Origin of the sequence: Microbacterium sp. NPDC089186 (genome assembly GCF_040685115.1) — a bacterium.
In the GTDB taxonomy this organism is placed as follows: domain Bacteria; phylum Actinomycetota; class Actinomycetes; order Actinomycetales; family Microbacteriaceae; genus Microbacterium; species Microbacterium galbum.
Genome location: NZ_JBFBHJ010000003.1, coordinates 625,524 through 647,966, shown reverse-complemented (window position 1 = coordinate 647,966; position 22,443 = coordinate 625,524). Strand labels below are relative to the sequence as shown.

Annotated in this window: 19 protein-coding genes and 1 pseudogene; 15 read left to right on the top strand and 5 right to left on the bottom strand. The window is 70.2% G+C overall.

What is annotated here, in order from left to right:
- Positions 1-12 precede the first annotated feature (12 nt).
- From AB0N82_RS13355 to AB0N82_RS13325, 7 genes are all read left to right on the top strand, one after another.
- On the top strand, positions 13-561 hold the full coding sequence (locus AB0N82_RS13355; protein WP_363392170.1) for a PH domain-containing protein: 549 nt from the start codon (positions 13-15) through the stop codon (positions 559-561).
- Positions 562-778: 217 nt separating this feature from the next.
- The gene (locus tag AB0N82_RS13350; protein ID WP_315995353.1) at positions 779-1,759 is read left to right on the top strand and encodes an ABC transporter permease; all 981 of its coding nucleotides are present in this window, start codon (positions 779-781) and stop codon (positions 1,757-1,759) included.
- A gap of 1 nt (position 1,760) precedes the next feature.
- Positions 1,761-2,684, top strand: a complete 924-nt coding sequence (locus tag AB0N82_RS13345; protein ID WP_363392168.1) for an ABC transporter permease — start codon at positions 1,761-1,763, stop codon at positions 2,682-2,684.
- Positions 2,677-4,869, top strand: a complete 2,193-nt coding sequence (locus AB0N82_RS13340; protein ID WP_315995355.1) for a dipeptide ABC transporter ATP-binding protein — start codon at positions 2,677-2,679, stop codon at positions 4,867-4,869. Before AB0N82_RS13345 ends, AB0N82_RS13340 begins: the two co-directional genes overlap by 8 nt.
- Positions 4,870-4,873: 4 nt before the next feature.
- Complete coding sequence (locus AB0N82_RS13335; protein ID WP_315995356.1) at positions 4,874-6,550, top strand: ABC transporter family substrate-binding protein; 1,677 nt, start codon at positions 4,874-4,876, stop codon at positions 6,548-6,550.
- Positions 6,551-6,709: 159 nt separating this feature from the next.
- On the top strand, positions 6,710-8,623 hold the full coding sequence (gene typA, locus AB0N82_RS13330; RefSeq protein WP_315995357.1) for a translational GTPase TypA: 1,914 nt from the start codon (positions 6,710-6,712) through the stop codon (positions 8,621-8,623).
- Positions 8,623-9,348, top strand: coding sequence for a creatininase family protein (locus AB0N82_RS13325; protein ID WP_315995358.1), 726 nt, complete (start codon positions 8,623-8,625; stop codon positions 9,346-9,348). Before typA ends, AB0N82_RS13325 begins: the two co-directional genes overlap by 1 nt.
- 8 nt (positions 9,349-9,356) lie before the next feature.
- Here AB0N82_RS13325 and AB0N82_RS13320 read toward each other — a convergent pair whose 3' ends face one another.
- A complete protein-coding gene (locus AB0N82_RS13320; protein ID WP_363392165.1) occupies positions 9,357-10,760 on the bottom strand; it encodes an amidohydrolase in 1,404 nt (467 codons plus the stop codon).
- Entirely contained in the window at positions 10,757-11,785 is a 1,029-nt protein-coding gene (locus tag AB0N82_RS13315) for a LacI family DNA-binding transcriptional regulator (RefSeq protein WP_363392163.1), read from the bottom strand. The genes AB0N82_RS13320 and AB0N82_RS13315 overlap by 4 nt, the downstream gene beginning before the upstream one ends.
- 181 nt (positions 11,786-11,966) lie before the next feature.
- Between AB0N82_RS13315 and AB0N82_RS13310 the strand changes: the two genes are divergently transcribed.
- The 5 genes from AB0N82_RS13310 to AB0N82_RS13290 are packed head-to-tail and all read left to right on the top strand — an operon-like array spanning position 11,967 to position 18,105.
- A complete protein-coding gene (locus tag AB0N82_RS13310; protein ID WP_363392161.1) occupies positions 11,967-13,013 on the top strand; it encodes a BMP family ABC transporter substrate-binding protein in 1,047 nt (348 codons plus the stop codon).
- Positions 13,013-14,545, top strand: coding sequence for an ABC transporter ATP-binding protein (locus tag AB0N82_RS13305; RefSeq protein WP_363392159.1), 1,533 nt, complete (start codon positions 13,013-13,015; stop codon positions 14,543-14,545). Before AB0N82_RS13310 ends, AB0N82_RS13305 begins: the two co-directional genes overlap by 1 nt.
- Positions 14,542-15,630 (top strand): ABC transporter permease, encoded by a 1,089-nt coding sequence (locus AB0N82_RS13300; protein ID WP_315995363.1) that lies wholly within the window; start codon positions 14,542-14,544, stop codon positions 15,628-15,630. The genes AB0N82_RS13305 and AB0N82_RS13300 overlap by 4 nt, the downstream gene beginning before the upstream one ends.
- A 5-nt stretch (positions 15,631-15,635) precedes the next feature.
- Positions 15,636-16,901: an ABC transporter permease gene (locus tag AB0N82_RS13295; protein ID WP_363392156.1), complete on the top strand. Its 1,266-nt coding sequence runs from the start codon at positions 15,636-15,638 to the stop codon at positions 16,899-16,901.
- Positions 16,902-16,905: 4 nt separating this feature from the next.
- On the top strand, positions 16,906-18,105 hold the full coding sequence (locus AB0N82_RS13290; protein WP_315995365.1) for an amidohydrolase family protein: 1,200 nt from the start codon (positions 16,906-16,908) through the stop codon (positions 18,103-18,105).
- 4 nt (positions 18,106-18,109) lie between these two features.
- Here AB0N82_RS13290 and AB0N82_RS13285 read toward each other — a convergent pair whose 3' ends face one another.
- Complete coding sequence (locus AB0N82_RS13285) at positions 18,110-18,478, bottom strand: DUF2200 domain-containing protein (RefSeq protein WP_363392154.1); 369 nt, start codon at positions 18,476-18,478, stop codon at positions 18,110-18,112.
- A 112-nt stretch (positions 18,479-18,590) separates the two neighbouring features.
- Positions 18,591-19,142: a helix-turn-helix domain-containing protein gene (locus tag AB0N82_RS13280; RefSeq protein WP_315995367.1), complete on the bottom strand. Its 552-nt coding sequence runs from the start codon at positions 19,140-19,142 to the stop codon at positions 18,591-18,593.
- Positions 19,143-19,208: 66 nt separating this feature from the next.
- On the opposite strand from AB0N82_RS13280, the gene AB0N82_RS13275 reads away from it, so the two are divergent.
- Together AB0N82_RS13275 and AB0N82_RS13270 are read left to right on the top strand one after the other, a co-directional pair.
- Positions 19,209-19,937: an AzlC family ABC transporter permease gene (locus AB0N82_RS13275; RefSeq protein ID WP_363392152.1), complete on the top strand. Its 729-nt coding sequence runs from the start codon at positions 19,209-19,211 to the stop codon at positions 19,935-19,937.
- A complete protein-coding gene (locus AB0N82_RS13270; RefSeq protein ID WP_363392150.1) occupies positions 19,934-20,248 on the top strand; it encodes an AzlD domain-containing protein in 315 nt (104 codons plus the stop codon). Before AB0N82_RS13275 ends, AB0N82_RS13270 begins: the two co-directional genes overlap by 4 nt.
- A 54-nt stretch (positions 20,249-20,302) precedes the next feature.
- Here the strand turns inward: AB0N82_RS13270 and AB0N82_RS13265 are convergent, their stop codons facing one another.
- A complete protein-coding gene (locus AB0N82_RS13265) occupies positions 20,303-21,814 on the bottom strand; it encodes an Ig-like domain-containing protein (RefSeq protein ID WP_363392148.1) in 1,512 nt (503 codons plus the stop codon).
- 395 nt (positions 21,815-22,209) lie between these two features.
- On the opposite strand from AB0N82_RS13265, the pseudogene AB0N82_RS13260 reads away from it, so the two are divergent.
- Positions 22,210-22,311 (top strand): annotated as a pseudogene (locus AB0N82_RS13260) (AzlD domain-containing protein); the annotation flags it as partial.
- Positions 22,312-22,443: the final 132 nt, after the last annotated feature.

Genomic DNA, 22,443 nt, shown 5'->3' with positions numbered 1-22,443 from the left:
GAGCACCCACGGGTGTTCCGCGCCCCGTCCTCCCTCTTCGGGCTCGTGCTCGGCGCGGTGCTCGCGGTCGTCCTCCTCGGGGATGCCGCGCTCCGCGCCGGCGTCGGCGAGATGCTGCTCCTCGCGCCCTGGGTGCTGCTGGCGCTGTGGGGCGTGTACGCCCTGCTGTTCGCCCCGCACGTGCGCATCGACGCCCGCGGCATCCGCATCCACAATCCTCTGCGCGTCACCGAGATCGCGTGGGCGCGCGTGAGCGACATCGACATGCGGTGGCAGCTCGAGGTGCGCACCGACGAACCGCGGGTGGTGAAGGCCTTCGGGGGCCCGGTGGCCGGACGACCGGGGCGCCCCGCGCTTCGCCGTGACGACGAGCGGGGGCGGCGCGAGCCCCCCGCCATCCGTGATCTTCAGATCATCCAGGACGCGTGGGAGTCCGCCCGCATGAATGCGACCGCCGGCGGCGTCGTTCGTCGTTTCTGGGACATTCCTTCGCTGATTTCCCTGGTGGTTCTGATCCTCTGGGTTATTATCGCTTTGTTCATTTCCGGCGGTGTCCGCTGAGCGCAGTGCTGCGCCAGCATCAACCGCTCGTGACAAAGCGCCATGTAAGGGCTTTGTTACGGTCGTGAAAAGTGTGTTCCCCCGGCACACATTCCGCGAGGTGCCGACGTAGGGTCTCTGAAGATCCTTAGCCAGGCGAAAGAATCGGCGGGGATCTCGAAGGCGAGAGGACCACCATGCAGATCATCGACATGTTCCGGACAGGCCTGCGCGCCTCATGACGTTGTACGTCCTGCGCCGGTTCCTGAACTACGCGGTTCTGAGCCTGCTGGCGACCTGCCTCGCGTACGTGCTCGGGTCCGCGCTGCTGCGACCCCAGGATCGCTTCTACGGCATGAACCCGCGGCCGCCGGAGGACTCGATCATCGCGAGTCTGAACGCGCTCGGGGCCAACCCCGACGTGCCGATCCTCGTGCGACTGTGGAACTGGCTCGTGAACCTGTTCACGAAGTTCTCCCTCGGCTCCACCATCGGCGGCCAGGACGTCATGGCCGAGATCTCCGCCCGCGCCGGCACGAGCCTGCGTCTGCTGCTCATCGGTTCGCTCATCGGCGCCGTCGTCGGCGTGCTCGTGGGCGTGTGGGGAGCCGTGCGGCAGTACCGCGCGAGCGACCAGGTGACGACGTACGCCTCGTACCTCGTGTTCGCGACGCCCACCTTCGTGATCGGCGTGCTGCTCATGATCGCCGCGACCGGGTTCAACAACGCCCTCGGAACGCAGGTCATCCGCTTCACGGGCGAGTACACCGCCGGCATCGAGGGCTTCTGGCCGGTCGTCGCCGATCGCGCCGTTCATCTGCTGCTGCCCACGATCGCGCTCGTGCTCATCAGTGCCGCGTCCTATTCGCGCTATCAGCGCAGCATGATGCTCGACGTCCTCGGCGCCGACTACATCCGCACCGCGCGCGCGAAGGGACTGCCGCGCACGCAGGCGCTCTTCCGCCACGGCGTGCGCATCGCGCTGATCCCGATGTCGACGTTCTTCGCCTACAGCTTCGGCACCCTGATTGCGGGCTCGACCATGCTCGAGATCGTGTTCTCGTGGCGCGGCATGGGGCAGTTCCAGCTCAACGCCGTGACCCAGCAGGACATCAACGCGGTGGCCGGTTCGACCCTCTTCGTCGCGGTGCTCGTGCTGCTGTCGTCGACCCTGTCCGAAGTGCTCTACGCCGCACTCGACCCGAGAGTGAGGAGCTGACATGACGATGCAGGAAGAGGCCGTGGACGGCACGCTCGTCGCCACCAGCCCCGTGACCCGCGAACGCAAGGCGCTCTCCCGCGGAGCGCTCGTGCGGGCCCGGCTGCGCAAGATGCCCCGCTTCTGGGTCGGCGCGAGCATCCTCGTGTTCATCGTGCTGTGGGCCTTCATCGGCCCCCTGGTCTACCCCTACGACGCCACGGAGCGCGACTTCCTCAACGTCGGCCTGGGACCCACCCAGCTGCACTGGTTCGGCACGAACGGCATCGGTCAGGACATCTACGCCCAGACCCTCGTCGGCTTGCAGAAGTCGCTCATCATCGGCGCCCTCGCCGGCATCGGCGCGACGCTGATCGCCGCCGCCGTGGGCTCGGTCGCCGGATACCTCGGCGGGAAGATCGACGCGGTCATCGGGTGGCTCATCCACCTGCTGCTCGTCATCCCCTCGTTCTTCATCCTCGTGCTGCTCAGCCCGCTGACGCGCGGCCTGTCCTGGCTGGCGCTGACATTCTTCCTCGCGGTGTTCAGCTGGATGATCCTCGCCCAGGTGGTGCGCAACCAGACGCGTTCGCTGCGCAACCGCGACTTCGTGCGCGCGGCTCGCTACATGGGCATGCCGACGCGCAAGATCCTCGGTCGCCACATCATCCCCAACATCGCGTCGTTGCTCATCATCGACGCGACCCTCGGCATCGTCGCGGCCATCATGGCCGAGACCTCGCTCAGCTACTTCGGCTTCGGCGTCCAGGCGCCCGACGTCTCGCTCGGCACGCTGCTCGCCGCCGGCACGTCGGCGGCCGTGACCCGCCCCTGGCTGTTCGTGTACCCCGCCGGCGTGCTGATCGTGCTGCTCCTGGCCATCAGCCTCATCGGCGACGCCCTGCGCGACGCCATCGACCCCACCTCGGGAGCGAACCGTGACTGACACCCGTTCCGCCACCCTGCTGTCCTCCACCGGACGCACCCCTCTGCTGTCGGTCCGCGACCTCAGCGTCACCTTCCCGCAGCGCGAGGGCGGCGACGTCCGCGCCGTGCGCGGGATCTCGTACGACGTGCACGAGGGGGAGTTCCTCGGGATCGTCGGCGAGTCCGGCTCCGGGAAGAGCGTCTCCTCGCTCGCGGTGATGGGATTGCTGCCGTCGAACGCGCGCGTCGAGGGCGACATCCTCTACGACGGGCGTTCGCTGCTGTCGATGAACGACGCCCAGCTGTCGAAGATCCGCGGCGCCGAGTTGGCCATGGTCTTCCAGGACCCGCTGTCCGCACTGACCCCGGTGTACACCGTGGGCGACCAGATCTCCGAGGGCCTGCGGCTGCACGACCGCGCGCTGTCGGCCCAGGCCGCGCACGCCCGGTCGGTGGAGCTGCTCAAGCTCGTCGGCATCCCGGATGCCGAGCGCCGGGCCCGCGCGTACCCGCACGAGTTCTCGGGCGGCATGCGCCAGCGCGCGATGATCGCCATGGCGATCGCGAACGACCCGCGCGTGATCATCGCCGACGAGCCGACCACGGCGCTCGACGTGACGATCCAGGCGCAGATCCTCGACGTGCTGCAGAAGGCGCGCGAGGTGACCGGGGCGGCGGTCGTCCTCATCACGCACGACCTCGGCGTCGTCGCCGGTCACGCCGATCGCGTCGCGGTGATGTACGCGGGCACGCTCGTCGAGCGCGGTTCGGTCGACGAGATCTTCCACGACCCGCACATGCCGTACACGGTGGGCCTGCTGCGCTCCGTCCCCAACATGCAGACCGCGGGGTCGCACCGGCTCGTTCCGCTCGAGGGGCGACCGCCGTCCCTGGCGAGCCTGCCGAAGGGCTGTCCGTTCGCCGCGCGCTGCCCGATCGCGATCGATGCGTGCCGCGAGGTCGAGCCCGAGCTCGTCGTGCACGGCGCCGACCCCGACCACGTCTCGGCGTGCATCCGCGCCGGCGAGATCGCCTCCGGCGCCCTTGCGCGGCCCGACATCTTCCCCCGCCCCGAGCCGCTGGGCGAGATCCCGCCGCTGCGGCCCGATGTCACGCCGGCGGTCGAGGTCACCGACCTCACCAAGCACTTCCCGCTGATGAAGGGCGCCGTCTTCCCGCGGCGCGTCGGCACGGTGCGCGCGGTCGACGGCGTCTCGTTCTCGATCCAGCCCGGTCGCACGATGGGGCTGGTGGGGGAGTCCGGGTGCGGGAAGACCACGACCATCCTCGAGATCATGGAGATGGTCGCCCCGCAGAGCGGCAGCATCCGCATCAACGGCACCGACGTCGCGACCGTGAGCCGCAAAGACAAGGCGCAGCTGCGCAAAGGCATACAGATCGTCTTCCAAGACCCGATGGGTGCGATCGACCCGCGCCTGCCGGTGGGCGAGGTCATCACCGAGCCCCTGCTGGTGCAGGGCGTTGCGCGCGCGGAACGCGATCGCAAGATGACGGAGCTGCTGGAGCTGGTGGGCCTGGACCCGGCGATGTCGGACCGCTACCCGCACGAGTTCTCGGGCGGCCAGCGTCAGCGCATCGGCATCGCCCGTGCGCTCGCGACCGACCCCGCCGTCGTCGTGCTCGACGAGCCCGTCTCGGCGCTCGACGTGTCGATCCAGGCGGGCGTGATCAACCTGCTCGAAGACCTCAAGGAGCGCCTCGGCCTGTCCTTCCTGTTCGTCGCCCACGACCTCGCGGTCGTGCGTCAGATCGCCGACGACGTCGCGGTCATGTACCTCGGGCGCATCGTCGAGCAGGGCCCGGTCGACGCGGTGTTCGACGACCCGCGGCATCCGTACACCAAGGCCCTCATCTCGGCGGCGCCCATCCCGGATCCGCGGATCGAGCGCTCACGCACCCGCATCCTGCTGGACGGCGATCTGCCGAGCCCCACGCAGGAGATCTCGGGATGCCGCTTCCGCACGCGGTGCCCGTTGTATCGCCTGCTGCCCGACGCCGACCGGCGTCGGTGCGACTCCGACGACCCCGGTCTGCGCCCCTCGGCGCACTCCGAGGTGGCGTGCCACTACGCCGAGCGCTCCGACCTCGTCCTCGAGACGGCATCGGCCGCGTCCCCCCGAACGTCTGCGGCCGACGGCACCATGTCGTCGCAGACCCTCCCCGATCACCAACGAGAGGACTGATCACATGATCCGCAAAGCGAAGGCTCTCGGCGCACTCGCGCTGCTGAGCGCCGCCGCCCTGGCCGTCGCCGGCTGTGCGCCGGGCAACACCGCGGCCCCGTCGGCGAACCCCGACGACCAGAACTCACTGCCCTCGACCGCGTGGGTGCGCGCCGACGCGGCCGACGTGCAGGACGGCGGCTCGCTGACGCTCGCCGTGTCGTCTCTGCCGGTGAACTGGAACATCTACCAGATCGACGGCAACGAGCGCGACACCAACGACATCTACACGACGATGAGCGGCGGTCCGATCAAGATCGACGAATCGGGCGAGCCCGTCGTCGACGAGAACTACGCCTCCTCCGCCGAGCTCGTCAGCGAAGACCCCCAGGTCGTCGAGGTCAAGCTGAACCCGGATGCCGTCTGGGAGGACGGCACGCCCATCACCGTCGCCGATTACCAGGGCATGTGGAAGGCCAACAACGGCTCGAACCCCGAGTACATCGTCACCTCGACCACCGGATGGGACCAGGTCTCCTCGGTCGAGCAGGGCACGGACGAGTTCGACCTCAAGATCACCTTCTCGTCGGTGTTCGCCGACTGGCAGTCGCTGCTGAGCCCCGTGCTCAAGGCCAGCGTCACCGCCGACCCGACGACCTTCAACACTGGCTACACCTCGCAGGCCGTGCCGTCGTCGGGCCCCTTCAAGGTGAGCTCGATCGACGCGACCGCCGGGATCGCGACGCTCGAGCGCAACCCGAACTGGTGGGGCGAGACCCCCAAGCTCGAGACGATCGTCTACCGTGCGGTGAGCCAGGACCAGCAGGGCTCCTCGTTCAGCAACGGTGAGATCGACGCCGTCGAGATCTCGGCCAACGCCGACCTCTACCAGACCGCGCAGAACGTGCAGGGTGCCCAGATCGAGGCCTCGAACGGCCTGACCTGGACGCACATCACCATGCGCGCCTCCGATGGCCCGCTCGCCGACGTCAACGTCCGCAAGGCCGTGGCATCCATCGTCAACCGCGAGCAGATCGCCAACACGGCGAACGCGCCCGTGGGTGTCCCTGCCATCACCCAGGGCAGCTACATCTTCATGCCCGGTCAGGAGGGCTACACCGACGAGGCGCTGCCCTACGACACCGACGCGGGTGCGAAGTACCTCGAAGACGCCGGCTACACCAAGGACGGCGACTCCTGGGTCAAGGACGGCACGCCGCTGACGTTCTCGGTCACGGTTCCGGCCGACACCGCGACGAACATCCAGCGCGCCGAGCAGATCCAGGCCGACCTGAGCGAATTCGGCATCCCCGTGGAGCTGAACTCGGTGCCCGTGGGCGGCTACTTCAGCGACTACATCATCCCGGGCGACTTCGAGATGGTGACCTTCTCGTGGGTCGGCACGGCCTACCCGATCTCGTCTACGCGCTCGCTGTTCACTCCGGTGGACTCGGAGCAGAACTTCACCGGCATCGCCGATGACCGTCTCGGCCCCCTGTGGGAGCAGGCGAACAACGAGCTCGACCCGGCCGCGCGCCTCGAGACCGCGCAGGAGATCGACAAGGTCCTGTGGGAGTCGGTGCCGATCATCCCGATCGCGCCGCTGCCCAACGTCTGGGCCGTCAAGCAGGGCCTCGTGAACTGGGGCGCCACCCAGTTCGAGACCGTCGACTGGACGATCGTCGGCTTCCAGAACAGCTGAGTCCGACTCGGCGATGCGGGGGCGGGATCCCACGGGATCCCGCCCCTTTCGCGTGCGTGCGCGCTTCCTGAACGTGCGCTGCCGGGAGTGTTGCGGGCGCCCGGTAGACTGTGAGGGCCCGATTCCGGGCGCCACCCCTCACTTTCCTGGAGACCCTCCATGGCGCACGCCCTTCGTCCTGACCTCCGTAACGTCGCGATCGTCGCGCACGTCGACCACGGCAAGACGACCCTCGTCGACGCCATGCTCCGCCAGACCGGCTCGTTCGGCGACCACGCGCACGTCGAAGAGCGCGCGATGGACTCCAACGACCTCGAGCGCGAGAAGGGCATCACGATCCTCGCCAAAAACACGGCGATCGAGTACAACGGTGTCCACACCGAGGTCCCCGTCACGATCAACGTGATCGACACCCCCGGCCACGCCGACTTCGGCGGCGAGGTCGAGCGCGGTCTGTCGATGGTCGACGGTGTCGTGCTGCTCGTCGACGCGTCCGAGGGTCCGCTGCCGCAGACCCGCTTCGTGCTGCGCAAGGCCCTCGAGGCCAAGCTCCCCGTCATCCTCCTGGTCAACAAGACCGACCGCCCCGACGCGCGCATCGCCGAGGTCGAAGAGGAGGCGCACGACCTGCTGCTGGGCCTCGCCTCCGACCTGGTCGACGACGTGCCCGACCTCGACGTCGACGCGCTGCTCGACGTGCCGGTGGTCTACGCCTCCGGCCGTGCCGGCGCGGCATCCCTCACGCGTCCGGACAACGGCGCGCTGCCCGACAACGACGACCTCGAGCCCCTGTTCGGCGCGATCCTCGAGCACGTGCCCGCTCCGTCGTTCGACGACGAGGCGCCGCTGCAGGCCTGGGTCACCAACCTCGACTCGAGCCCCTTCCTCGGCCGCCTCGCGCTGCTGCGCGTCTTCAACGGCACGCTCAAGAAGGGCCAGACCGTCGCCTGGGTGCGCGCCGACGGCACCACCAGCAACGCCCGCATCACCGAGCTGCTCAAGACCCGCGCCCTCGAGCGTTTCCCCGCCGAAGACGCCGGCCCCGGCGACATCGTCGCGATCGCCGGTTTCCCCGACATCACGATCGGCGAGACCATCGCCGACCCCGAGGACGTGCGCCCGCTCAAGGCCATCACGGTCGACGACCCGGCCATCTCGATGACCATCGGGACCAACACCTCGCCCCTCATGGGCAAGGTCAAGGGGCACAAGCTCACCGCCCGCATGGTGAAGGACCGCCTCGACCGCGAGCTCATTGGCAACGTCTCGCTCAAGGTCGTCGACATCGGACGCCCGGACGCCTGGGAGGTCCAGGGCCGCGGTGAGCTGGCTCTCGCGATCCTCGTCGAGAACATGCGCCGCGAGGGCTTCGAGCTCACCGTCGGCAAGCCCCAGGTGGTCACCAAGCGCGGCGAGGACGGCAAGCTCAAGGAGCCGTACGAGCACCTCACCATCGATGCCCCCGAGGAGCACCTCGGCGCGATCACGCAGCTCATGGCCGCGCGCAAGGGCCGCATGGACAACATGACCAACCACGGCACCGGCTGGGTGCGCATGGAGTTCGTCGTGCCCTCGCGTGGTCTCATCGGCTTCCGCAGCGAGTTCCTCACGATCACGCGCGGTACCGGTATCGCCAACGCCATCTCGCACGGCTACGACGACTGGGCGGGATCGATCACGACCCGCCAGAACGGCTCGATCGTCGCCGACCGCATGGGCGTCGTCACCCCGTTCGCCATGATCGCCCTGCAGGAGCGCATGAGCTTCTTCGTGCAGCCGACCGAAGAGGTCTACGAGGGCATGGTCATCGGCGAGAACTCGCGCGCCGACGACATGGACGTCAACATCACCAAGGAGAAGAAGCTCACGAACATGCGTTCGTCGACCTCGGACTCCTTCGAGTCGATGACGCCCCCGCGCGTGCTCACGCTGGAGGAGTCGCTCGAGTTCGCCCGCGACGACGAATGCGTCGAGGTCACGCCCGAGAAGGTGCGCATCCGCAAGGTCGTGCTCGACGCGACCGAGCGCGGCCGCGCCGCCTCGCGCGCCAAGCGCCAGGATGCCAACGCCTGATGCTCGAACTGGCCGGTGCCTCGTCCGCCGATGTGCGTGAACACGTCGCGGCGGGCGGGCGCCTGGCCGTGCTGGCCGTGGGCGCCCTCGAGGCCCACGGCCCGCATCTGCCCCTGAGCACCGACACGATCGTCGCCGAGCGCATCGCGCGGGCGGTCGCGGAGCGCTGCGACGGGGCCCTTCTGCCGGCGATCGCCTATGGCGAGACGTGGGCGACGTCGGGGTACCCGGGCACCATATCGCTGTCGCCCGAGACCGTGCGGGCCCTCGCTCTCGACATCGTCCGCGGCGCGGCGGCGTCCGGCCTCGATCGCGTGGTCATCGTCAACGGCGACTTCGGCAACCGCCTCCCGCTCGCGGCTGCCGCGCGCGACCTCGCCGCCGAGGGCCTGCGGGTCCTCGTGCTCGACCACCCCGGTCTCGCCGACGCCGCCGACGCGGTGCGCGAGAGCGCCCCCGCCGCGCCGGGGATGAACCACGCCGAAGAGATCGAGACCTCGATGGTGCTGGCATCCGCTCCCGAGCTCGTGCGGATGGAGCGCGCGGAGCCGGAGTATCCCGCGTTCCCGGTCGACTTCGGACTACGGCCCGTGCGTCTGCACGAGATCGGCGCGAGCGCGGTCTTCGGAGACCCTCGTCCGGCCACCGCGGAGAAGGGCGAGCGCCTCTTCGCCGCGGTGATCGACGCCGCCGTCGCGCAGGTCGAGCGCTTCGTCGCGGGCTGAGGCCGGGCTCAGGGCGCGTAGTCCTGGACGCGCCGTCCGTGCGAGCGGTCGGTCAGCGCCGGAAGACGCTCCGAGAGCTCCGCGACAGCCTCCTCGAGATCGATCGTCAGCAGCCGACGGTCCCGGACGACGACCCGGCCGTCGACGATCACGGTCGTCACGTCTCCCTGGTGCGCGCTGAGGGCGAGCGAGTGCGCGAGGTCGTGCACGGGTTGCAGGTGCGGGGTGCGGAAGTCCACGAGCACGATGTCGGCGCGGAGCCCCGGCCGTAGCGCGCCGATCTCGCCGGCGAGGCCGAGCACCTCGGCGTTCTGACGTGTCGCGAGGTCGAGCAGGTGCGCAGAGGTCGCCCAGGTGGCATCCCCCGACGCGTACTTCTCGATCATGCCGAGAAGGCGCATGTTCTCCCACACGTCGAGGGTCATGCTGCCTGCGGCTCCGTCGGTGCCGATGCCGACGCTGATGCCGGCGTCGTGAAGGAGACGCAGGGGAGTGGTGCCCTCCTGCGCGTGGAGCAGATACGTCTTCGTGCACGACGCGACACCCACGCGGTCGGCGTAGGGGGTGAGCAGCTCCGCGTCCTCGGCGACGATGCCCGCGCCGTGGGCGATGAGCGCGCCGGCTTCGAGCACGCCGGTCTCATGCAGGATGCCGATCGGGGTGCGGCCGTCGCGCGAGCGGCTGGACGCGGTCTGCGTGAGGTTCTCGGCGGCATGGATGTGGATGCGCACGCCCAGGCGCTCGGCATCCCGGGCCGTCGCCCGCAGGTCGTCGTCGTCGACGGTGTAGGGCGCGTGCGGGCCGAGGGCCGTGGTGATGCGTCCGTTCGCCGAGCCCGCGGCGTCGCGCGCGAACGCCGCGCTGCGCTCGCGACCGGCCGCGCCCTCGGACGAGAAGAAGGTGTCGGCCAGCAGAGCCCGGATGCCGGAGCCCTCGACCTCTTCGGCGATGGTCGACATGCCGAAGTAATGGTCGGCGAAGGTGGTGACGCCGCCGAGGAGCAGCTCGCCGATCGCGATGCGCGCGCCGAGGCGGATGTCGCGGTCGGTGAGGTTGACCTCCATGGGCCACACGTGGTCGTTGAACCACTCGGCGGTGGGGACGTCGGAGGCCGCGCCGCGGAACATGACCATCGGCGTGTGGGTGTGACTGTTCACCAGACCGGGGAGGGCGACGAGGCCGCTTGCGTCGATGATCTCCGCGTCGGTCAGTGCCGCGAGGTCGACCTCGTCGTCGGGGAGGATCCAGGCGATGCGTCCCGCGCTCACACCGATGCTGTGACCGGGCAGATCGCGGACACCGCCCCTCGAGGCGGTGTCCGCGCGCGGCAGGTCGGGGTACCCCGGAGCGGGGCGGTGCGTCTCGGCGGCGACGCGGGCGTGACGGATGACGAGGTCCACGGGTGCGGTCATGACTCCTCCTGAGGGGTCCGGGTGCTCGCGCCCACGACGAGGTCGGCGCTCAGGGCGGTGCGTCGCCGCGCGGCGACGCGCGAGCGCTGCGCGTGCTCGAGCATCTCGACGGCCTCCGCGCCCATCTGACGCCAGGGGTGCCGGAGCGAGGTGAGGGGCGTGCCCTGGGCGTCGGGATACAGCTGCAGCAGGCTGGCGATCTGCACGTCGTCCGGGACGCGGACTCCGCGCGCCCGCAGGACGGTGAGTACACCGGTGGCCACGTCGTCGTTGGCGCACACGAGCGTCTCGCCCGGGGTGACGGCATCCCACAACTCCTCCGCCGCGGTCACTCCGGCGAGCAGATCGCTGCCGCGGTACACCACGGCGCCGGGCGCGATGCCCCGCGCGGCGCACGCTTCCCCGACCGAGCGGATGCGCGTCGCGTCAGCGGGCGCGTCGGGATCGAGGCCGACCGTGACGATCTTGCGGGTGCCGGTGCGGGCGAGGTGGTGCGCGAGGAGACCGGCCGAGCTCGTCTCGTCGAGGCTCACCGCGCTGGGGGTGTCGGGATCGAGGAAGCGCCCCACCTGCACGATGGGCAGACCGTGCGAGAGGCGCTGGGCGTGGCCCGAGGCTTCGATGGTGGGAGGACAGACGATGAGCCCGTCGACCCGGCGGTCGAGCAGGTCGGCGACGCGCTCGTCGTGGTCGGCGCCGTCGGGCGCGACGTACCGGAGCAGGGCCCCGATGCCCTGGGCGTCGAGACTCTCGGTCACCGATTCGATGAGGGCGGACAGGAAGACCGTGGCGTAGCGGGGGAGGACGATCCCCACGCTCTGGGTGCGGTTCGAGCGGAGCGCGCTGGCGACGGCGTTGTGGCGATACCCGAGACGCGCGGCGGCGGCGCGGACGCGCTTGAGGGTGTCGGGGGAGACGGGTCGGGATCCCGAGAGCGCGCGCGACACGGTCGCCGTCGAGACCCCTGCCTCGGAGGCCACATCGGCGAGGGTGGCGAGCTCGTCGGAGGGCGCGGAATCGGTCACTCGCTCAGCGTACGCAATCGATTACCAACCCACGTGTGACGAAATCGAACCGCAACACGACTGAAATCGGCAGCAATGACGGGTATGAGTAAGGTGACTCTCGGTCGCATCCCCCTCATTCGTCCGACCAGTGTGCAATCGATTACATGACCTGCGCCCCACCCGAACCGAAGGAGTCCCCATGTCACGCCCCCTGACCCGATCCCTGCTCACGATGGGCGGCGTCCTCACCGTCGCCGCTCTGGCGCTCACCGGCTGCGGCGGCAAGACCGCCGACACCGGGTCGGCCTCGGCCGCGTCCGACGGACCGACGATCGCGCTGCTGTACGGCACCACCGGTGACTTCTCCTTCATGGACAGCGCCTACAAGGGGTTCACCGAGGCCCAGCAGGAGGACTCGTTCGCGCCGCTGGAGCTTTCCAGCCCCAACACCGACGACTACCAGGACCGCGTCGACCTCGCCCTGTCGCAGAACGCGTCTCTCGCGATCGGCATCGGCTTCCAGTGGCAGCAGCCCATGTCCGAGACCGCCCACCCCGACACCGCCTTCGTGCAGGTCGACGCCGACACCGGCACGGTCATCGACGACGTCACCACGATCTCCTTCGCGGCCGAGCAGTCGTCCTACCTCGTCGGGGTCGCGGCGGCCCTGGCCTCGACCTCGAAGCACGTCGGCTTCGTCGGCGGAGTGGACCAGCCCAGCATCCAGAACTTCTTCACCGGCTTCGAGGCCGGAGCGAAGTCGGTCGACCCGTCGATCGTCGTCGACAAGACCTACCTCGCGCCCCTCGGCGACTTCACCGGCTTCTCCGACCCGACGAAGGGCAAGGAGGCCGCGGCGTCCATGTACGCCGGCGGCGCCGACGTCGTCTACGCGGCCGCCGGTGGATCCGGTCAGGGCGTCTACGAAGAAGCGGCCGCCAGCTCGACGGATGCCAAGAAGAACTGGGCCATCGGTGTCGACGCCGACGTCTACCAGACGGTCTCCGACACCATCAAGCCGTTCATCCTGACCTCGGCGATCAAGAACGTCGACGTCGCGGTGAAGACCTCGATCTCGGAGTTCCTGGACGGCTCGCTCCAGCCCGGCGAGGTGCGCTACGACCTGTCGAACGACGGTGTCGGATACTCGACCTCGGGTGGCTTCCTCGACGCGTACGCCGACCGGCTCGCCGCGATCGAGAAGGACATCGTCGACGGCAAGATCACGGTTCCGACGGCCCTGTGATGACCGACGAGCAGGAGGTGCTGGTGCGCCTGAGCGGCATCGTGAAGCGCTTCGGGACGTTCACCGCGAACGACCGGATCGACCTCACGGTCCGCGCGGGAAGCGTGCACGCGGTGGTGGGTGAGAACGGCGCGGGCAAGTCGACGCTCATGAAGATCCTCTCCGGCGAGGAGAGCCCCGACGAGGGGACGATCGAGATCGACGGCGCTCCCGTGACCTTCCGCTCGCCGCGCGACGCGCAGGCGGCCGGCATCGGCATCGTGCACCAGCACTTCCTGCTCGCTCCCGCCCTGCGGGTGTGGGAGAACGTCGTCCTCGCCGACGAACCCGGTCCGCCGGTGCTGATCGACGCAGCGCGCGCACGCCGTGAGGTGGGCGAGCTCGCGGAGCGCACCGGCTTCCCGGTCCCCGTCGACGCCCAGACCGAGGATCTCGGCGTCGGTACGCGGCAGCGCGTCGAGATTCTCAAGGTCTTGTACCGCGACGCGCGCATCATCATCCTCGACGAGCCGACCGCGGTGCTCGTCCCCGCCGAGGCCGAGGCCCTCTTCGCCGCGATGCGCGACTTCACGCGCGCCGGCGCGGCGGTCATCTTCATCTCCCACAAGCTCGACGAGGTGCTCTCCTTCGCCGACGACATCACGGTGATCCGCGCGGGTCGGGTGGTCGGCACCGCCGTGCCCGCCGAGACGACTGCACCCCAGCTGGCGCGGCTGATGGTGGCATCCGAGATGCCCGTCGTGACCCCGCGCGAGTCGCCCGTCTCGGACCGGGTGGTCCTCGAGACGCGCGGGCTGACGGTCGCGGGAATCGAAGCCGTCCCGCTGCTCTCCGACGTCGCCTTCCGCGTGCACGCGGGCGAGATCGTCGGCGTGGCCGGGGTCGAGGGCAACGGGCAGTCCGAACTGCTCGCCGCCCTCATCGGACGAGCGGATGCCACGGGCACGGTGCTCCTCGACGACGACGACGTCAGCGCGGCGACGACCGTTCAGCGGCGGGCCCGCGGCATGGGCTACATCTCGGAGGACCGCCACCGCGACGGGATCGTGCTGCCACTGCCCCTCCGCGACAACGCCGTGCTCGGCTACCAGCAGCTCGCCCCCGTGCGGCGCGGGCCCTGGTTCTCCCGTGCCGCCGCCGCGACGGCGGCGGCCGAGATCATCGCGGCCTTCGATGTGCGCGGCGGGGGGCCCGCCACGAGAGCGGCGACCCTGTCGGGTGGAAACCAGCAGAAGTTCATCGTGGGCCGCGAGCTCCTGCGCTCCCCGCGCCTGCTCCTGGCCGCCCATCCCACGCGTGGCGTCGACATCGGCGCGCAGGCCGCGATCTGGAGCGAGCTCACCGCCGCCCGCGACCGCGGCCTCGCGACCCTCCTCGTCTCGGCCGACCTCGACGAGATCCTCGCGCTGTCCGACCGCATCCTGGTGCTGCACCGCGGACGCATCGTGGCCGAGCTCGACGCCCGCGGCGTCGACGCGGGCACCGTCGGCGAGTACATGACCGGCGCGCGCGGCGGGGAGGAGGCCGCATGATCGCCCGCATCCTCCGCACCGTCGCCGGCCCGGTCATCGCGATCGTGCTCGCGCTGGTCGTCACGGCCCTGTTCCTCACCGTGTCCGGATACTCCGCGGCATCCGCCTTCGAGGTGATGTGGACCTACGGCACGACGCCGGAGTCCCTGGCATCCACCGTCAACAACGCCATCCCGCTGTACTTCGCCGGGATCGCGGCGGCCTTCTCGCTGCGCATGGGGCTGTTCAACATCGGTGTCGACGGGCAGTACCGCGTCGCGGCGCTCGTGGGCGCCGTCGTCGCCGCCTCGCTGCCGTTCCCGCTGTGGATCACCCTCCCGCTGACGCTGCTCGCGAGTGCCGCGGCCGGGGCCGCGTGGGCTCTCGTGCCCGCCCTGCTGAAGGTGTACCGCGGGGTGAACGAGGTCATTACCTCGATCCTCATGAACGCGATCGCCACCACGGTCGTCGCCGTGCTGCTGGCCGACGTGTTCCGCTCCGGCGGGGGCCAGAACACCGGCTCGGCGCCGATCGGCGGGAACGGCTCGATGCCCGCGCTCATCGACCTCGGCGGACGCGTGCAGATCTCGGGTTTCCTCCCGCTCGCCGTGCTGCTCGGCATCGGGTTCTTCCTCCTGCACGAGCGCACCGTGTGGGGCTACACCGTGACGGTGGCGAATCTGTCTCCGGATGCCGCGGAGTCCGCCGGCATCTCGGTCCGGCGCCGCATCGTCACCTCGCTTCTCGCCTCGGGCGCCATCGCGGGACTCGTGGGCCTGCCGCACGTGCTCGGAACCGCGCACCGGCTGGATGGCACCCTTCCGACCGACCTGATGTTCACGGGGCTCGCCGCCGCCCTGCTCGGCCGCTCGCACCCGATCGGCACGGCGCTGGGTGCCCTGGTCCTGGCGTTCGTGGAGCGCAGCGCCCAGGTGCTCGGCATCGTCAAGCTCCCCACCGAGGTCGGCACGCTCTTCCTCGCGGTCGTGCTGCTGAGCTCGGCCCTCGGCTACTGGGTCGTGGAGAACGGCGAGCGTCGTCTGGCGCTCATGGCGGCGATCCGGCGCACCCGCGTCGGGCGTGCGAAGGAGGCGTCGACGAGATGACCGTAGTGACCACCGCCCCCGCGGCATCCCGCGCCCCCTCCTCGGCGCGCCGACGCGCGCGCAGCGTCCTGTCCTGGGTGCTCCTCGGCTTCGCACTCCTCCTCATCGCGCAATGGGTGTGCGATGCACCCGGCCTGTCGTCCTCGTCGACGTGGGGCTCCGCCCTGCGCCTGACCGTCCCCATCGCCGTCGTGGCCGTCGGCGCGTTGTACTCCGAGCGCGCGGGCGTCATCAACGTCGGCCTCGAGGGCATGATGATCGGCGGAACGTGGGGAGCCGGCCTCTTCGGCTGGTTCGGCGGCCCGTGGGTCGCCCTGATCGGCGGTGTCGTCGGCGGGCTCGTCTTCGGGCTGCTGATGGCGGTGCTGTGCCTGGAGCTCGGCCTGAACCAGCTCGTCGTCGGTGTCGCGATCAACGTGCTCGCCGCGGCCCTCGCCCGCTTCCTCTCCGACATCGTCTTCAGCGGACTCGACGGCGGCAGCGTCGCGCGCTCGCCGCGCATCGAGGGCAACGTCCCGCGCGTGAGTCTGCCGTTCCTCTCCGGCGGCTTCGGCACCCCCGATCCTCTGCGCGACCTCGAGGCCACCGGCATCCCGGTCCTCTCGCCCCTCGCGGGCATCGTCGGCGGTCTCACCCGGGATGTGTCCCTGGCCGCGATCATCGGCCTCGCCCTCATCCCGCTGACCGCGTTCGTGCTGTGGCGCACGCGCTTCGGTCTGCGCATGCGCGCGTCGGGGGAGGAGCCGGCCGCGCTGCAGGCGCTGGGCGGACACGTGCATCGCACGCGCTACCTGGCCGTGCTCGTGGGCAGCGGCATGGCCGGCTTCGCCGGCGGCTACCTCGTGCTCATCTCACAGGGCTATGTCGAGAACCAGGTCGCCGGTCGCGGCTTCATCGGCCTCGCGACCCTCATCTTCGGAAACTGGATGCCGGGAGGTGTCTTCGCAGGATCGGCCCTGTTCGGCTTCAGCGACGCCGTCGGTCTCGGCCGTCCGGAGACCTTCCGCGGCATGCTGTTCGTCCTGGGCGCCGTGTTCGTCGTTCTCGGCGCGGTGCGTCTGCGCCGCCGCCTCGGGGTCCGCGCGGCCGTTCCGTCCCTCATCCTCGGGGCGGTCCTGCTGGTCGCCGCCCTCGTCCTGCCCCTCCCGAGCGCGCTCGCGACGGCCGCCCCGTACCTCGTCACCCTCGCGGTGCTCGTGGTGGCCGGGACGCGGATGCGTCCGCCGCGTGCCCTCGGCAGATTCTTCCCCCGTCAGAACTCCTCGAGGTGATCGCGTGAGCGTCAATGAACTGTCCGGTGTCCACATCTGGGACGGGAACGCGCATCGCGGCGTCGGAGCGGTGGGCTGGAGCGCGGGCCGGATCTCGTCCGTCGACATCACCGCGTCCGCCGGCGACGCGGACCTGACGGTGATCCCCGGTCTGATCGACACGCACGTCCACCTCATCGGCAACGCCTCCGACACCCCGGCCGACTTCCTGTCGTGGCCGCTGACGACGCGCCCCGAGGAGCAGGTGCTCCACGGCCTCGCCCACGCCCGGCGCGCGCTCGCCGTGGGCGTGACGACGGTGCGCGACTTGGCGGCGGACGACATCCAGTTCTCGCTCTCCCGCGCCCTCGAGGCGGGCGTGATCGAGGGTCCTCGCGTGCTCGCGCACGGCCTGGTCAACATGACCGGAGGCCACGGCGACCTCTTCACCCCGCCCGCGGTGGTCGACCGCAAGCCGGTGGCCGACGGCCCCGACGCCTGTCGGGCTCTCGTGCGCCGCTGGGCGCGCTCGGGCGCCGACGGCATCAAGGTCCCCGTCAGCGGTGGGGTGCTCTCCGTCGGCGACAAGGCGTCGTGGCGCAACTACACGGATGCCGAGATCGCGGCGATCGTCGACGAGGCGCACGCGCTGGGGATGCGCGTCGCCGCGCACGCCCATACCGAGGACGGCATCCGCCGCGCCCTCGCCCACGGCGTGGACTCGGTCGAGCACGCGACGAAGCTCACCGCCGCCCTGGCGGCGCAGATGGTCGCCGGCGGCACGACGGTCGCACCGACCCTGCTCATCAACGACCGCATCGCCGATGGATCGGTGCCGGTGGCCCCCGGTCAGCGCGAGATCGCGCAGGAGCTCGTCTCGGGGCGCGACCCCGTCTTCCGCGCCGCCGCGGCGGCCGGGGTGGAGTTCGTCCTCGGCACCGACGCGAACGGTTTCCACGTGGGCTTCGACGACCAATGGGAGGAGCTGCGCGCGATGGCGCGGGTCTTCGACTGGGATGCCGCTCGCGCGCTGCAGTCGGCGACGTCGCGCGCGGCCGCCGCGATCGGCCGTGGCCACGACCTCGGCCGCATCGCCGACGGCTTCGCCGCCGACCTCGTGGTGGTCCGCGGGCGTCCCTGGGAAGACGCGGGGGCGCTCCGCGCCGAGTCGGTCGTCGCCGTCGTGGCGCGCGGACGGCTGGTGGCGGGCTCTCTCCCCGGATAGGGGCTCACCCCGCGGGTGACGAGACGCCCTCTCCGCCCCGAAGGACCTTCGCGAGCGGCCGTCCCTTCGCGAGTTCGTCGACGAGCTTGTCGAGCACGCGGATGCGGTGCATCAGCGGATCCTCGATCTCTTCGACCCGGATGCCGCAGATCACTCCCGTGACCTGATTCGCGTGCGGGTTGAGCGTCGCCTCGTCGAAGAAGGCGCGGAAGGTCGTCTTCCCCTCGATGTGCCGCGCGAGGGCGGCGTCGTCGAACCCGGTCAGCCAGCGGATGACGGCATCCAGTTCGTCCTTCGTGCGCCCCTTGCGCTCGACTTTCGCGACGTACAGCGGATAGACCGACGAGATGGTCATGTCGAAGACGCGGGACATGACCCGCACACTACGCCGCGCACCGACCCTTGTCATCGAGCGAGCCCGTCCATCCGAATGCCGTCGGTGAAGCCCGTCCGGCAGGGTCGAGCGGGAGTCACCGGCCAGCGAGTCAGTGCGACTCGACCACGCACACCGCGCTCATACCGGGGGTGAGGGCCTCGAAGACATGCGCGGCATCACCGGCGTACGAGAGGTAATCACCGGGGGAGAGCTCGAAGGGGGCGTCGGCGGGACCGACCCGCCCGCGACCGCTCACCATCACCAGATGCTCGACGGTGCCGCGGGGGTGCGGGTCGGACACGCGCGGCGAGCCCGGCTCGGCACTCAGGAGGTAGATGTCACGGCGGGCGTGCGGAGGGCTCGCCGACAGCAGAACGGCCAAATAGTCGGATGCCGAGGACGGCACCGCCGTGGCTGCTTCTCCGGCGCGGATGAGGGTGGGGGAGCGGATGCCCTCGTCGACGAAGACGGCGAAGGGGACGTCGAGCGCGCTCGCCAGCGCCCAGAGCGTCTCGACGCTGGGGTTGCCGCCGCCGTTCTCGAGCTGGGAGATCGTGGCCTTCGCGACGCCGGCGCGCCGGCCGAGTTCCGAGACGCTGAGGTCGCGTCTCTCGCGCTCGCGCCGGAGCGTCGTCGCGATGCGGTCGCCAAGCTCGGTCATACGTTCATTATGCTCGGCGAACGTTCGACTTGACGAACGACGCGAATGTCGTTCACGATGATGACTATGCGTTCGCTCTCCCGAACACCCGAGGGTGTCGCGGCCCGCCAAGGTCTCGCCGTGGCTCTCGCCACCAGCGCGTACGGCATCTCGTTCGGCGCTTTGTCGGTGGCATCCGGTCTCGATGTCTGGCAGACCTGCGTGCTGAGCCTGCTGATGTTCACGGGTGGGTCGCAGTTCGCCTTCGTCGGGGTGATCGCCGCCGGAGGAGTCGCCGCGGCTCCCGCGGCCATCGCCTCGGCGGTGCTGCTGGGTGCGCGAAACGCGGCCTACGCGATGCGGATGGCCCCGGTGGTGGCGGGAGGCTTCTGGCGCAAGGCCGGCGCGACGCACTTCACGATCGACGAGTCCGTCGCCGTCGGCCTGGCCCAGACCGAGCCGCGCGCGCGTCGAGCCGGGTTCTGGGTCACCGGGGTGGCGATCTGGATCGGCTGGAACCTATCGACGCTGCTCGGTGCTCTTCTCGGCGACGTCCTCGGCGACCCGCGCGCGTACGGTCTGGATGCGGCGGCGGCAGCAGCTTTCCTCGCCCTGCTGTGGCCGCGCTTACGCGGGCGACAGCCGCTCGCGGTCGCCGCCGGTGCGGGCGTCGTGGCGGCGCTCCTCACACCCGTGCTCATGCCCGGCATTCCGGTCATCGCCGCGGCCGGGGTGGCCGTGGCCGTGGGCCTGTTCGATCCGCGACGCTCGAGGCCCGCCGGCGCAGGGCCTGCCGAGGAAAGGGGGATGCCATGACTCTGTGGACCGCTGTGCTGCTGGCATCCATCCTGTGCCTGGCGCTGAAAGGCGTCGGTTACCTGCTTCCCGCGCGTTGGCTCGAGTCGCCGCGGCCGGCGCGCATCACGGACCTGCTGACGGTTGCCCTGCTCGCGGCCTTGGTGGCGGTGCAGACGATCGCAGCGGGTTCTTCCCTCGCGATCGATGCGCGCCTCCCTGCGGTGGGAGTCGCTGCGGTGCTGCTGTGGGCGCGCGCGCCGTTCCTCGTGGTGGTCGCCGCCGCAGCTCTGACTGCGGCGCTCTTGCGCTGGTGGGGGTGGGCCGCCTGAGCCGGGACCGTGTGCTCAGGCGGCCCGATGGGTCACGGGGCCGCGAACGCCGCGTCAGACGGTGCGGTCGCCGGTGATCAGGAACAGCGTGTTCTGCGATGACATGCCGGCGTCGAACATGAGTCGTGTGACGTTCTGCGTGCCGGTGACCACGACGGGCGATGTGGTCGGCGTCGTCACCGCGTTGGAGCCCCATGCGTAGATGGTTCCGTCGCTGCACAGGGCGTAGGCACCCTGCGCGGCCGCGGAGATCTGGACGGCCGTCGAAACCCCTGGAACGCTCACGGGAACGCTGGTGGCGTCGCTCCAGCTCGACGTTCCCACGCCGAGCTGACCGCTGTCGTTGCCACCCCACGACATGACGGTTCCGTCACCGAGGCGAGCGTAAGCGCATACGAACCCACCGCTGATCTGCACCGCGGAAGTGATGCCGGAGACGGAAACGGGGATGCTGCTGTTCGTGGTGGTGCCGTCGCCCAGGCGGCCGCGGTCATTGCTGCCCCACGCGCGGATCTCTCCGTTGGTCAGCAGCGCATAGGCGCTGACCGCGCCCGAGGCCACCTGGACGGCGGAGGATATCCCGGTCACCACCACAGGAGTACTGCTGTGCGTTGTCGTCCCGTCGCCGAGTTGACCGTAGTCGTTGTCGCCCCACGCGCGAACCGTGCCGTCTGCGAGAGCCGCGTAGGCGTTGTTGTTTCCGACGGCGACGGACACCGCGCTGTCGATGCCGAGAACGGTGACTAACGTGGTGCTGAACGCGACGTCGCTGCCGTCGCCGAGCTGACCGACGCTGTTGTCGCCCCACGTGCGGATCGTTCCGTCGGACAGGAGGGCGACACCGGCGACATCTCCGGCGGCAAGAGCGACGACGCCCGACAGGCCCGTGATCCTGTCCCACGTCGAGCGTGAGGTCGTCGTGCCGTCGGCGAGCTGGCCGTAGGTGTTGTCGCCCACCGCCCACACTGTTCCGTCTTCCAGCAGAGCGAGGGAGAACTGTGTTCCTGAGGCGACCGAACGGATGGGGGAGGAGAACGCCAGTGCCGGTTGCACGGGGGTGCCGGTGTCGACCCCGGACGGGACGCCGGCCTTGCCGGAGGCATTGCTGCCGACGACGTACGCGTTCGCGCCGAGCTGCGTGACGGTGACCGTGCCGCTGGCCCCGTTGACGAGCGCGGTGACGGTGACGCTGCTGCCGGGCTTCGCCCAGGTGTTGCTGGTGGTCATCGTCGAGGTCGCGACCCCGGATTCGTCCGTCGTGGGATTCGCAGGGGAGAAGGACACCCCGGACGGCCCGGTGAACGACACGGCGCGGCCCGACAGAGGAGTGCCAGAGGTATCGGTGACGGTCACGGTGATGATCACGTCTCCGGCGGCCGGGCCGCTGCCGGTCGGCGTCGACGCGGTGACGACAGGAATGCCGGAGGCGGCGGCGAAGGCGGGCACCGCTGTCGCGGTGACGATCAGAGAAACAGCCCAGGCGCTGCCAGCGATGACCGCGCGACGTGACGGCCGCACGGGCTCGACAGTCGAGGCGGCGGAAGAAGTCGAGGGGGCGATGGGCATCGTGGCGTGTCCTTCGTCGAGGGGTCTGCGTGAAGAGAGGAAGCGGATTCCGACATGTGGCCGGTGCCATCGAGGATGGAGGCTGATCGGATGCTTCCGAGGCGGTTGCCGGCACCGCGGTCCTGGCGAAATGTATGCATGCGTGGGGGTGTCAGCCGGGGGTGGCGGCGCGAAACGATGCGCTTCTCGCCCTGATTCGTCGGTGCTCCTGCGCCGCTCCGGCGGAGTGTCCCGGGAATGCCTCACCGGGGTCTTCATCCTCACGCGACGCAAAGTCACCCTCCGCCCTCCCCGCCGTCGTGGTCTGTTCGCCACCCGGGTGGCTTTTTCGCGGCCCGCGTGAGCCCGTGTTCGCCTCGCTGCACCGGCGAGCGGCCCGTTGGCCGACTGCCGACGTCGCGGCGTTGCTGCTCTGGGCGCGTGCCCCGTTCCTCGTCGTGGTCGTGGGCGCTGCGGTGACAGCGGCGTTGCTGCGCGCAACGGGCTGGGCGTCGTGACGACCCGCGGGTGGATCAACGGGGGTTCTCCGGGCCCCGATGATGTGTGGGGTGCCGTGAGGCGACAACGCCGAGCCGGACGAAGCCGCGGCAGGTGCCACGAGCGAGGGGCGGATGCCGCAGCATCCGCCC